Annotated in this window: 12 protein-coding genes; 4 read left to right on the forward strand and 8 right to left on the reverse strand. The window is 57.6% G+C overall.

Annotated features, from left to right (window positions below; all coding sequences use genetic code 11):
* Positions 1-266: 266 nt before the first annotated feature.
* The 3 genes from I1969_RS10455 to I1969_RS10465 are packed head-to-tail and all read left to right on the forward strand — an operon-like array spanning position 267 to position 3,203.
* Entirely contained in the window at positions 267-992 is a 726-nt protein-coding gene (locus I1969_RS10455; protein WP_195235072.1) for a DUF5969 family protein, read from the forward strand.
* Between the two features lie 41 nt (positions 993-1,033).
* Entirely contained in the window at positions 1,034-2,068 is a 1,035-nt protein-coding gene (locus I1969_RS10460) for a radical SAM protein (protein ID WP_324248662.1), read from the forward strand.
* Positions 2,061-3,203: a methyltransferase gene (locus I1969_RS10465; RefSeq protein ID WP_195235074.1), complete on the forward strand. Its 1,143-nt coding sequence runs from the start codon at positions 2,061-2,063 to the stop codon at positions 3,201-3,203. The genes I1969_RS10460 and I1969_RS10465 overlap by 8 nt, the downstream gene beginning before the upstream one ends.
* Positions 3,204-3,819: 616 nt before the next feature.
* Here the strand turns inward: I1969_RS10465 and I1969_RS10470 are convergent.
* The 8 genes from I1969_RS10470 to rpsP are packed head-to-tail and all read right to left on the reverse strand — an operon-like array spanning position 3,820 to position 10,291.
* Positions 3,820-4,695, reverse strand: coding sequence for a pyruvate, water dikinase regulatory protein (locus I1969_RS10470; protein ID WP_195235075.1), 876 nt, complete (start codon positions 4,693-4,695; stop codon positions 3,820-3,822).
* 34 nt (positions 4,696-4,729) lie between these two features.
* Positions 4,730-6,826 carry a glycine--tRNA ligase subunit beta gene (glyS, locus tag I1969_RS10475; RefSeq protein WP_195235076.1) on the reverse strand — a complete coding sequence of 699 codons (2,097 nt, stop codon included), beginning with the start codon at positions 6,824-6,826 and terminating at the stop codon, positions 4,730-4,732.
* Between the two features lie 3 nt (positions 6,827-6,829).
* Positions 6,830-7,741, reverse strand: a complete 912-nt coding sequence (locus I1969_RS10480) for a glycine--tRNA ligase subunit alpha (RefSeq protein ID WP_006236091.1) — start codon at positions 7,739-7,741, stop codon at positions 6,830-6,832.
* 59 nt (positions 7,742-7,800) lie between these two features.
* A complete protein-coding gene (gene lepB / locus I1969_RS10485) occupies positions 7,801-8,364 on the reverse strand; it encodes a signal peptidase I (protein WP_195235077.1) in 564 nt (187 codons plus the stop codon).
* A gap of 2 nt (positions 8,365-8,366) precedes the next feature.
* A complete protein-coding gene (gene trmD / locus I1969_RS10490) occupies positions 8,367-9,125 on the reverse strand; it encodes a tRNA (guanosine(37)-N1)-methyltransferase TrmD (RefSeq protein ID WP_117654832.1) in 759 nt (252 codons plus the stop codon).
* Positions 9,126-9,135: 10 nt separating this feature from the next.
* Positions 9,136-9,657, reverse strand: coding sequence for a ribosome maturation factor RimM (gene rimM / locus I1969_RS10495; RefSeq protein ID WP_195235078.1), 522 nt, complete (start codon positions 9,655-9,657; stop codon positions 9,136-9,138).
* Positions 9,658-9,661: 4 nt separating this feature from the next.
* The gene (locus I1969_RS10500; protein ID WP_171021534.1) at positions 9,662-9,907 is read right to left on the reverse strand and encodes a KH domain-containing protein; all 246 of its coding nucleotides are present in this window, start codon (positions 9,905-9,907) and stop codon (positions 9,662-9,664) included.
* A gap of 42 nt (positions 9,908-9,949) precedes the next feature.
* A complete protein-coding gene (rpsP, locus tag I1969_RS10505) occupies positions 9,950-10,291 on the reverse strand; it encodes a 30S ribosomal protein S16 (protein WP_022094749.1) in 342 nt (113 codons plus the stop codon).
* Positions 10,292-10,492: 201 nt separating this feature from the next.
* Between rpsP and dinB the strand changes: the two genes are divergently transcribed.
* A complete protein-coding gene (dinB, locus tag I1969_RS10510) occupies positions 10,493-11,746 on the forward strand; it encodes a DNA polymerase IV (RefSeq protein ID WP_195235079.1) in 1,254 nt (417 codons plus the stop codon).
* Positions 11,747-11,886: the final 140 nt, after the last annotated feature.

Here is an 11,886-nt window from a genome sequence, read left to right on the forward strand (position 1 = left end):
ATCAGAAATGGAAGAATAGAGAGGATGAAAGATGATAACACTGCAGTAATTTTTTTTGAGGCTCTCATCGATTCCGCGTCTCCTTGCGCACCCACATTCCACTCCGCCTTAAATCAAGTATAAATAAAAACTTGAATGCAAGTTTGTTTTGATTAGCATGGAAACTATATCCATTTAGTTCTAATTTGTTCGTAGTATCAAATCGATACCGACACTAGCATGACGTAGTCTTTCAAGACAGCTATTCAACATTGGAGGTCACCGCTATGGACAATGTGAACCACCTAAACGAACTCTCAATACAGTCCCAGCTTAGCATCCTTGAAAAACTGGTCGCGGACGCGGAACAATCTACCGACGCAAGACGCGATTTCGAAGCTCAGCCTCGTGCCGTATTCCAGAAATATGGAATTACAGACCTCCAAATCAAAGCGGGAAATCGAAAAGTCTCTCTGTACGAACTGGTGGAGTCAACCGAAAAGGAGGCGCGTGTCCCCGTTGCACGCGCAGTATATCGTCGTATCCAACTTGCATATTATGACGAGGACAACGAAGCTGAGCCGCAAACGATACCTCTCGTAAACGTTGTACTTAATGCAAACGCAGTAACGAACGCAAACATCATTCTGAACGCAAACGGAATGGCAAACGCAAACGCGAATGCTCAAAACAACGCCAACCTTAAGTACGACGTCAACACAATGGGCTATGGATCAGCTATTTTTATGAACAAACCTGATGTTGTTGAACTATCGGAATCGTACAAACAAACTTCTGTTTTCAGGAAATTTGATCAAGAGGGCTTGAGTGCAGCGAGGCAAGCAGCCATGCTTAAAACAGCAATCAAGAATTCCAGCTCCAATACCATCAACCCCGAAGGGGCTTCCAATGGGGTCGCCCGCGGGTATTATCGCTCCGTCGAATTCGAAGTTACTTACTCCGAGAACGAAGGCACCTTGGTAATCACCGACGCCCGTTTGCTCGCGGCATGATTTCCGAAAGCTCGCAGCACGTGCTGTTCCGCAGACCTCGAATGCTGACATTTATAACAACATATAAATGTGGCGCTGTGTGTGATCATTGTCTGATGAGCTGCACTCCGAACAACAGTGACAGGCTTACTCTTCCCCAAATGCGGCAATTCATCGATAGCTTCGCCGAAGTATGCGTCGGAAGTGGTGTTGTTGTGTTTACGGGCGGAGAATGCACCCTTCTTGGCGATGACCTTCTCGAGGCCATCGCATATGCGAATTCTTTAGGACTCTTTACTCGAATTGTAACGAATGCGTGGTGGGCAAAAAGCGAAAGAGACGCAGAAACGTTCCTCAACGAATTGAAGTCATGTGGCCTTGACGAAATCAATATCAGCTGCGACGACTTTCATGCGGAATATATACCCCTCGAGAATGTGCGCAACCTTTGGAACTCAGCAAAAACAATGGGCTTTCAAACTCTCGGCATTGCGGTCTGCAGAGATAACAACAGTACAATCAGCCCGGCATACCTGTGCAAGTACCTTAATGAAGACATTCCACTCCTGCATCAGTTCGACGATAATACCCAGCCTCCCAGCGCGCCAGCCCGCTTCATCACGGATTCAGGCATCACGCGAATTGGGCGCGCACGAAATCTCAGTCTCAACCAAAATGCGCGACCGCAGGCACGTCTCTTAGCGTCACACTGTTCCGACTGCGGCCGAGACTTCGTTATTTCCCCAAACTGCCATCTTGCACCCTGCTGCGGAATAAATGCAGAGGGAACTTGGCTTTTCGATCTTGGCAAAATCAATCTGACGGATGACATTAATGAACTGCAGCTGCTCCTACTTAATTACATACAATACATAGGACCAGGAGGGCTGCTGAAGCACTTGCGCACGAGCGGAGGCCTTTCTTCATTTGGGCGCTCAAGCTACCTCTCTCAATGCGAGATTTGCGAAGACATCGCCCTCTCGAAAGAGGCACAGACCTGTCTTGCAAAGCTAGCTCCTAAACTGGCAGCCGACTTGATTGTCGAGACTAAATTCGAGACTACCTTTATCGGAAATGGGTCTGATATACATGATTGAAGTGCTACCCTCTTTAAATTCGCTCTCGAGTAATCCACTCCGTAGATTGGACACTCTTGGAGTAACAGATTTTTTAGACACACTTGACATATCTATAGATCCTTTTGAATGCGCGCATCGCATCTGGGATCAACTTGACAGGGAGCATCAAGAGATCGTCTCCTTCCTGATGCTAGGTGGAGAGATTGATCTCGATTCAGAAGTGGCAAAAAGAAGTCTGCTGAAAGGCACTGTTGAAACCATAGCCTCACTCGGGCTGCTAAGCAAGCACAATGGCAATGCCTCCCTTTCCGGTTTATCTCTAATCCGATATCATGGCATCTGGCTTTTTGCCGATGCGCCATCACCCTCGCCTTTACTATATTTTGGCTCTGATTCAATTGGGCTCGCTCGTCGGCTAAGCCCATCCCCCGGAAAGAATGCCTTAGACCTCTGCTCTGGACCAGGCATCCAGGCACTCATACTGGCAAAATCTGGAATGCACGTCACGGCGATAGATATCAATCCAATCGCCTCAGAAATCTGCCAACTAAACGCACTGGTCAATAGTATTAGCGAAGATTTAACTGTTCTAACCGGAAGTCTCTACAACGCACTAAACAATATCGAAAGCTCTTGCAGCTATGAACTCATTACGGTGAATCCTCCTTTGCTCCCAATCCCAGAAGACGTACCATACCCCTTCGTTGGCGATGGCGGCCCAGATGGCCTCAACATCACAAGCAAGGTTATTCGAGGTGCAGGAGATAAACTCACTGATAGCGGATACCTCTCTGCAATTGGAATGATTGGCCTTGGAACCAACAATCAATCAGCATTTGAACGAATACAGAACGATTTGTTGCAAGCTGGCCTCAATGGCGTCTTGACAATAATCTCGAGCTTTAACCTCGGACCCCAATCTGGCTGGATCGACGGTATCGCATGCACATCTGTTGCACATGCTCCAGGAAAATATTCCAGCAAAGAGGAGGCTGTAAAACAGATATCGCGCGCATACAAAAAAATCCACTACGACCGCGTCTGCACCTATCACTTGAAGGCGTGGAGGGAGAGACAGCCCTTTCAAAATCCCATCCTAACGATTCAAGACTGCTCCGCAGATGGCAACCCACTTGGCCCCTGGATCCTCTAAAGCATCCGTCATACGAAAGCAGGTCAATAGGCTGCGCGCCACTCTCTGATGACGCGCAGCCTATCTCATTTCCCCCGCGCTTTACCGAGCCCGACTCACACCTCATAGTTGGCACCGGTTTTCAAAATGCAAGATTCCGCATACAAAATCACTTCTTCTGTCTAGGTGGCAGACCTACGATTTTTGTAGTATAAAGTTCCTCTCAATGCCTTCAATCTATTTCGAGATTGAGAAGAACTTGCATCGGGTTTCATAGAAGCGATATAGATGATACGTTTTGTCCTATCTATATTCCGACATACATCAGGATGCCTCGTCTTTATCGTCATTTCAATAGTCGGCTTGGCCCTTTCCCACATTGCCCCCTTTTTGAACGGTAAATTAATTGACTTCCCGCACGTGGACCTCGTGGACAGGCCCCCTTGTGTAGCTGCACCCGAGGCGCCTCCCCGTCGCCCTCCAGCGCCGGGGTTCCCCTCCATCACGAAGAGGTAATCCCCGTCCGGCCTCGCCGTCTCTGCAACGCCGAGCCTCCCGAGCGACTCGAGGAGGGCGGGCTCGTCCCAGGAGATTTGACAATACTATAGAGACACGTCCCAAATTAGCTACTCAGTAGTTACTGCTGCTGGGCGCGGCGGGCGGCTCGGCGGGCCCTTGCTTCCTGGATCTCATCGAGGTGAGCGATGATCTCGGAGGCGCTCTCCTCGATCGCCTTGCCGTCGGTACGCACCACAAAGCAGCCTAGGCGCTTCATGAGGGCACGAGCTTCCTCGAGCTCGCTGCGCACGCTCTCGGGCTCGGCATAGGAGCCGGCAACGGCACGGGCGTAGTCATCGCCCAAGCGGCTATCGCGAATTTCGGAAATCACATCGACGGTCGAAATCAGGCCGAACAGGCGCATCGGGTCGACCTCGTAAATCGACTTCGGCGGCTCCATGCCATGGGCCAACGGAACATTGGCAACCTTATAACCCTGATAGGCCAAATACATCGACAGCGGCGTCTTGGACGTGCGCGATACGCCCAGTAGCACGATATCGGCACCCGACAGATCGTCGCAACCGCGCCCGTCATCGTGCTCAACGAAATACTCCATGGCCTCGATACGATGGAAATAGCGGTCATCGGTCTTGTGAATCACGCCGGCAACGCCCTTGGGCGGCACACCGATAAGCGACGATAGCACGGCGAGCGTCGGGCCAATCAGGTCGACTGAACGAATATGCAGCATGCCCAGGTAATCGAGCACACGGGCGCGAAGCGCCGGATCGACAATGGTGTGAAACACGGCAATATCGCGATGGTCGGCATCGACGCGCGGCCCCACAAATGACTTGACCTGCTCCACGGAAGTCACCTTGGGCAGACGTAAAACGCGAAAAGCCCCTTCATCAAATTGCCCGGACGCCGCAAGCACCACCTCACAAGCGGTATCGCCGAGAGAGTCGGAGATAACGATAACGGTGGGACGAGCGGTGACCGGGCAATCCATGCGGGGCTCCTTTTGCGCTTATGCGCAGGCTGGCTTACTTTTTGCGGGCAAGCTCACCGATGTTGGCGATGCCGGAGAAAACGGCCTCGAAGCGGTTGAGCAGCTTAAGGCGATTATCGCGGAGCTGCTCGTCCTTGTCCATGACCATAACCTCCTCGAAGAAACGGTCGATGGGCGCGCGCAGGGCGGCGAGGGCAGCAAATGCGGCCGGGTAATACTCGGCAGCGAGGGCGGCATCTACAGCGGTCTGAGCAGCCTCGGAGGCATCGGCAAGCGCGAGCTCGACCTCGCCCATCAAGCTGCGGTCGTACTCCACGCCCAGCTCGGGCTTGGAGATATGCGCAGCGCGAGCATAGGCGGTAGCCAGGTTGTCGAAGGTCTCGGCGTCGTTCTTGCGGGCCTCGTCGAGGGCGGCGCAGCGGGCGAAGAAGACGGACGGGGCGATGATGTGCACCGCAGAGACGGCGGCAACGGTATCGGCCGGGATCTTTTCGTCGCGGGCCATGCTCACCAGGCGGCCATGGAAGAAGTCACGAACCTGCTGGGCGACCTCGGCGGCGTCGAACACAATGCCCTGCTCGCTATAGAGCTCGAGGGCGAAGTCGATGAGCGACGTGGGGTCGATCGGCAGGCGGTCGCGCAGGATGTTGATGATGCCGATAGCGGCACGACGCAGCGCGTAGGGGTCGGAGGAGCCGGTCGGGGGCTCGCCAATGGCAAAGATACCGGCGATGGTATCGAGCTTGTCGGCGCAGGCCACGATGCAGCCAGCGGTGCCCTCGGGCAGCTCGTCACCGGCAAAGCGGGGACGATAATGATCGCGAATGGCGTGGGCGACCTCGTCGTTCTCCCCCATCGCGGTGGCGTAATAACCGCCCATCACGCCCTGCTGGCTCGTGAACTCGACGACGGCGTTGGATACCAAGTCGGCCTTGCACAGGTGCGCGGCGCGAGCGGCATCGGCGGCCAGGTGGGCGCCCAGATGGGCCTCGCGAGCGACGGCAAGCGCGAGTTGCTCAATGCGCTCGGACTTGGCGAGCACGCTACCGAGCTTCTCCTGGAAGGCGACCTTGGCCAGACGCTCGCGGAACTCGTCGAGGGAGATCTTCAGGTCCTCCTCGTAGAAGAACTTGGCATCGTCCAGACGGGCACGCACAACGCGCTCGTTGCCGTCGATCACGCGCTCGGCGTTCTCGGGCTTGCTGTTGGAGACGACCACGAACTCACGCGTGAGCTTGCCTTCGCCGTCATAGATCGGGAAGTAGCGCTGGTTGGTGAGCATGGACTCGCAGATAATTTCGTGCGGGACCTTGAGGAACTCCTCATCGAAGGTACCGACGAGCACCGTCGGCCACTCGCAGAGGTTGATGACCTCCTCGAAGACCTTCTTGGGCGTGTCGACATGGCAGCCGGGACGGGCAGCCTCGACCTCGGCGATACCGGCAAGGATGGCCTCGCGACGACGCTCGGCAGAAAGCACGCCGGCGTCCTCGAGCACCTGCTCGTAGACGGCGGGGCTGGCAACCACATGGTCACCAGGGCCAAGTACGCGATGACCACGCGTGGTGTTGCCACTCGTCACGTCGGCAAACGACACGGGCACAATATCCTCGCCCAGAAGGCAACAGATCCAACGGACCGGACGAACAAACGTAGCGTGCTCGTGGCCCCAGCGCTGGCTGCGGTAGTTGGGCCACTGCAGGCCGGCGATGGTCTTCTCGCACAGAGCCGTCAGGATCGGGGTAGCCGGTGCGGAGGGAATGTTCTTCTCGGCGAACACGTACTCGCGGCCGTCGGTGTCCTCGCGACGGATCAGGTCCTCGGCAGCCACACCGCACTTGCGGGCAAAGCCCTGGGCGGCCTTGGTGGCGTTGCCATCGGCATCAAAGGCAATGTTTGCCGCGGGGCCGCGCTTGACCTCATGGACCTCATCGGTCGCGGTGGCGACGTTGACCACGAGCGCGGCCAGGCGACGCGGGCTCGAGATCACGCGGACCTCGCCATGGGCCAGACCGGCCTCGTCGAGGCCCTTGGCGATCATGGTGCCGAGCTGCTTGACGGCATTGTTCAGCGGTGCGGAAGGCATTTCCTCCGTACCGATCTCAAACAGGAAATCCTTAGCGTCTGCCATGGCTTACGCCACCTCGCCTTCCTGGTCGGCATTCTCATTGACTCCGGCAACCTCGGCCATATAGGCCTCGCAGCACGCCTTGGCGACGGCGCGGACGCGCAGGATGTAGTTGGCACGCTCGACCGCGGAAAGGGCGCCGCGGGCATCGAGCAGGTTGAAGGCATGGCTGCACTTCATGACGCAGTCGTAAGCGGGCAGCGGCAGCTTGCGCTCAAGGCAGGAGTGGCACTCGGCCTCGTAGTCGTCAAACTTCTGACGCATCATCTCGACGTTGGCGACCTCAAAGTTGTAGGCGCTAAACTCACGCTCGTTCTCCAGGAACACGTCGCCATAGGTCATCGGCGTGCCATCGGGCAGATAGCTCCACACCAGGTCGTAGACCGAGTTAACGCCCTGGGCGTACATGGCGATACGCTCCAGGCCATAGGTGATCTCGACGGGCACAGGGTCGACCTCGATGCCGCCCACCTGTTGGAAGTACGTAAACTGCGTGACCTCCATGCCGTTGAGCCAGACCTCCCAGCCAAGGCCCCAGGCGCCCAGGGTCGGGCTCTCCCAGTCGTCCTCGACAAAACGGACGTCATGGTCGTTGGGGTCCAGACCGATAGCAGCCAGCGAACCCAGGTAGAGCTCCTGCGCGTTGACCGGCGACGGCTTGATGAGCACCTGGAACTGATAGTAGTGCTGCATGCGGTTGGGATTCTCGCCGTAGCGGCCGTCGGCGGGACGGCGGCAGGGCTGCGCATAGCAGGTGCGCCACTCGGCGGGACCGAGCGAGCGCAGCGTGGTCGCGGTGTGGAAGGTACCGGCACCGACCTCGGAGTCATAGGGCTGCATAATGACGCAGCCCTGCTCGCCCCAGTACTGCTGGAGGCGCAGGATGATGTCTTGGAAGGAAAGCGATGAAGCGTTCATGCCTCTAATATCCCCTCGTCGAAACGATTACACGGTTAGGTACTGTACTATAGCGGTTTTTAGTCGATAGCGCCGATGCGGTTGAGCGGCCAGTAGCGTACGAGCGCCACGGCGATCAAATCAGAGCGATCGACGGGACCAAAGTAGCGTGAGTCGGCAGAGTTTTCGCGGTTGTCGCCCATCACCCACACGCACCCGTCGGGAACGGTGTAGGGATAGCTTACCTGAGCGCCGGGAGCCTGGGCCGAAAGCGGCCAGCTCATGCCCGTCGTATAGCTCTCGTCGAGCGCCTGGCCGTCAACGACCACCTTGCCGTCCTGAAGGTCGACCGTCTGGCCGGCCGTGGCAATAACACGCTTGACGAGAACATCGTGCTCGGAGGTGCCATCGGGGTTGTGAAACACCACGATATCGCCCTGCTTGACGGGCTGACCGAGCTCGAGGCTCACCTTTTGTGCCAGGATCTGGTCGCCAATCTCAATCGTGGACTCCATGGAGCCGGTGGGCACCACAAAGGGCTCGACCACAAAGGTGCGGATCAGGAAGGTGGCCGCGAGCGCGATCGCGATGACCACGATCCACTCTAAAGCGCCCCTCAACGCGGAATGCTGCGATGGAACCATTCTCACTCCTCGCTCTGCGAATACGAAGCGTCCAGAATCTCCTGCGCGTACGCACGCTCCTGTGGCGTAAGGCGCGCCGTCTCGATCAGGTCGGGACGCCAGCGGCAGGTGCGCTCGATGGCATTCTTACGGCGCCAGGCGTCAACCTTGGCATGGTCACCGCTCACGAGCACCGGCGGCACGCCCTCGCCGTTGAACTCGGCGGGACGGGTGTACTGCGCGTACTCGAGCAGGCCACCGTCCTCGGCAGTCGAGAACGACTCATCGACGTTGCTCATCTCGTCACCAAGGGCGCCGGGAATCAGGCGTACGACGGCATCGGCAACGACCATAGCGGGAAGCTCGCCGCCCGTAAGCACGTAGTCGCCGATCGACAGACGCTCATCGGCATACGCATACGCACGCTCGTCGACGCCCTCGTAGCGACTGCACACAAACAACAGGCGCTCACTTTTGAGCAGGCGCTCAGCCACATGCTGCGTAAAAGGCTCGCCACAGGGGGTAAAGAACACCACCGTCGGCTTGGGACCCTCTGCGCTAATGGCCTCGATGGCCTCTGCGATAGGCTCGACCTTCATGAGCATGCCCTGCCCGCCGCCGTACGGCTCGTCATCGACGGTACGATGACGGTCATGCGTCCAGTCACGCAGGTTATAGGCCTTAAAATCAAAAAGGCCGGCCTTGCGGGCGCGGCCCAAGATCGACGTGGACATGACGGGCTCAAACATCTCGGGAAAGACCGAAAGGGTCTCGATCAGCATGTTTTCCTCCCTACTTGTCCATATCGATCAAACCGTCCATAACGTGGACGGAAATTGTCCCCTGATCGGGAAGATCGAGCACAACCTGCTCAATCACAGGAATCAGCACCTCGCCGTACCGATCGCCCTCGACAACCCAAACATCGTTGGCGGGCGTCGACATGATCTCGACAATCGTGCCGAGCGAACCGAAGCGCTCGTCGACCACCTCGCGACCTATCAGGTCGGTATAGGCGGCGTCGAGCGAATCGAGCTCAAAGTCGTCACGATTTGCCAGCACGTAGCATCCGGTGATGCCCTCGGCGGCCGTCAAGTCGTCAATACCCTCAAACGAGACCAGATCGCCATCGCCCGTATCGGTGACGGATACGACCGTGCAAAAACGGTCGCGCTTGAGCGCCGGCGGCGTCAAGGCGACGCGCATACCCGGCGTCAATACAGAAGGAAGCCCCCGCAGCGGCTGCGCGAGGACCTCCCCCTTCCTTCCGTGCGGCTTGACCACACGGGCGATGTTTTTGTACTGGGACCTCAAGGTCCTAGCCCAGAACCTCTACCTCGACCGCAGTGTCGAGGCGAGCGGCCAGTGCACGGGCGAGCGTGCGAATGGCCTTGATGGTACGGCCACGACGGCCGATGACCTTAGCGACGTCATCCTCGGCAACAGAAACCTCAATCGTGGAAGCGTCGTCACCATCGATGACCTCGAGGCTCACGGAATCCGGGTCGTCGACGATCTGAACAACGAGATATTCGACGAGATCGGCGATGCGATCTGAGAGCATTGCCTCACCCTCGAGCTGTGCAGCGTCAACCTCAGGCACGATTTACTCCTCGGCGCCCTCAGCGGCCTCAGCGGCAGCCTTAGCGGCCTCGGCCTCTTTGGCGAGCTGCTTCTTGGACTTTTTGACGACGGTCTCGGTCTTCTCGCCCTCGTTGGCGGCCTTGACCAGAGCAGCGACAGCGTCAGTGAGCTGAGCGCCCTTGGACTGCCAGTCAGCGATCTTCTCGAGATCGAGGTTGATGGTCTTGGGGGCGGTCATCGGGTTGTAGCGGCCAACCTCCTCGATGATACGACCGTCACGCGGGGCGCGGGAATCGGCGACGACGACACGGTAGTACGGACGCTTCTTAGCGCCGTGACGAGCAAGGCGAATCTTGACTGCCAAAGGAAACTCCTCCAACCAAGCAGCTTTAGGCTGCAACTACAAACAAACAGTTGAACATAATACGCCATCGACGCGGGCAGGTGAAGTCCGTGAGACCAACTTCTTCGGTGTAGTCGAGGGCAAATCCATATCTTAGACAAGAATTCGGGATTTGCAAGCACATACACGCACCCCACATGAGCTGCGCGGTATACTCATGACATGGAAAGACGCGAACATACATACGGTTATGAGGATGCCACAGACGTCACGCCGCCTCCCTGGACGGGTCCGGCGGTGGGCCTGATGGACCTCGATGCGTTTTTTGCGAGCGTGGAGATGCTCGATCATCCCGAATGGCGCGGCAAGCCGCTCATCGTGGGCGGAGACGCCGATTCGCGTGGCGTCGTGTCCACGTGTTCGTATGAGGCACGTCGCTTTGGCGTGCACTCTGCCATGGCCTCGGCCGAAGCGCGGCGCTTGTGCCCGCAAGCCATTTGGACGCACGGGCACTTTGATCGCTACCGCGAGGTGAGCGCGCAGGTCATGGCGATTCTCGCCGACGAGACCCCGCGCGTCGAGCGCGTATCCATCGACGAAGCCTTTATCGATATCACACCGGGTCGCTTTGCGCCCGAAGACCCGCTGCTGGTTGCGCGGCGTATAAGCGACCGCGTGACAGGGCTGGGAGTGACCTGCTCCATTGGCGTTGGCTGCAACAAGACGGTCGCAAAAATCGCAAGCGAGCGGGATAAGCCGTTTGGGCTGACCATCGTGCGCCCCGGAACCGAGCAGCGCTTTTTGGCCGCGCTGCCGGTATCTGCCATGAGTGGCATCGGGCGCTCGGCCGAGGAGCGACTGCGCCGCATGCGCATCTACACCCTCGGCGAGCTATCACGTGCACCGGAATCCACCTTGGCCTCTATTTTTGGCGTCAACGGCGAGCACATGCGCCAGCGTGCGCTGGGACTCGAAATCTCTGAAGTCACGAGCCTCGATGAAGAGCGCGAGGTCAAGTCGGTCAGCAATGAACGCACCTTTGCTAAAGATTTGACTGAGCGTGGGGATATTGAGGCGGCGATTGCGCTGTTGGGAGAGTCAGTGGGACGCCGCCTGCGCCGTCAGGGGCTGACGGGTGCCACGGTAACGCTCAAGCTTAAGTATTCGTATGGCAGCGGGCGTACGGCACAGCGCCGGCTGCCTCATCCGACCGACGATGAGAACATCTTCGTGGCGGTTGCACTCGATCTGCTCGACAACATCTGGCAGGAAGGAATGCACGTTCGCTTAGCAGGCATCGGCATGAGCGACTTTGACCATCGGGGCGGCATCCAGACCGACCTGTTCTGCGAAGTCGACGACCGTGGAGCCCAATCCAGCGACCGCCGCGGCCTCTCCGTCGCCATCGACGCCGTCCGAGACAAATTCGGCGACACCGCCCTATCCTTCGGCCGCCAATCCCGCTTCAACGATTAGTCCCTGAGGCAAAATGAAAGCCGGGTAGCTGCGAATGATTATTCTAGGACGGGGATTTTTTAAGGCTCTGTTAGACCAGGATTGACATGCCGACCTGCCGGCTAACTCGCCGTCTCCCCGTCGGGCGCCGGCGTCTTGAC

The organism is Collinsella aerofaciens (assembly GCF_015548375.1).
Taxonomy (GTDB): Bacteria; Actinomycetota; Coriobacteriia; order Coriobacteriales; family Coriobacteriaceae; genus Collinsella; species Collinsella aerofaciens_AB.

Bases quoted from the DNA above. Each gene is read 5' to 3' on its own strand.
- I1969_RS10455 (WP_195235072.1), top strand. From the start codon at position 267: ATGGACAATGTGAACCACCTAAACGAACTCTCAATACAGTCCCAGCTT.
- I1969_RS10460 (WP_324248662.1), top strand. From the start codon at position 1,034: ATGCTGACATTTATAACAACATATAAATGTGGCGCTGTGTGTGATCAT.
- I1969_RS10465 (WP_195235074.1), top strand. From the start codon at position 2,061: ATGATTGAAGTGCTACCCTCTTTAAATTCGCTCTCGAGTAATCCACTC.
- I1969_RS10470 (WP_195235075.1), bottom strand. From the start codon at position 4,695: ATGGATTGCCCGGTCACCGCTCGTCCCACCGTTATCGTTATCTCCGAC.
- glyS (WP_195235076.1), bottom strand. From the start codon at position 6,826: ATGGCAGACGCTAAGGATTTCCTGTTTGAGATCGGTACGGAGGAAATG.
- I1969_RS10480 (WP_006236091.1), bottom strand. From the start codon at position 7,741: ATGAACGCTTCATCGCTTTCCTTCCAAGACATCATCCTGCGCCTCCAG.
- lepB (WP_195235077.1), bottom strand. From the start codon at position 8,364: ATGGTTCCATCGCAGCATTCCGCGTTGAGGGGCGCTTTAGAGTGGATC.
- trmD (WP_117654832.1), bottom strand. From the start codon at position 9,125: ATGCTGATCGAGACCCTTTCGGTCTTTCCCGAGATGTTTGAGCCCGTC.
- I1969_RS10500 (WP_171021534.1), bottom strand. From the start codon at position 9,907: ATGCTCTCAGATCGCATCGCCGATCTCGTCGAATATCTCGTTGTTCAG.
- dinB (WP_195235079.1), top strand. From the start codon at position 10,493: ATGGAAAGACGCGAACATACATACGGTTATGAGGATGCCACAGACGTC.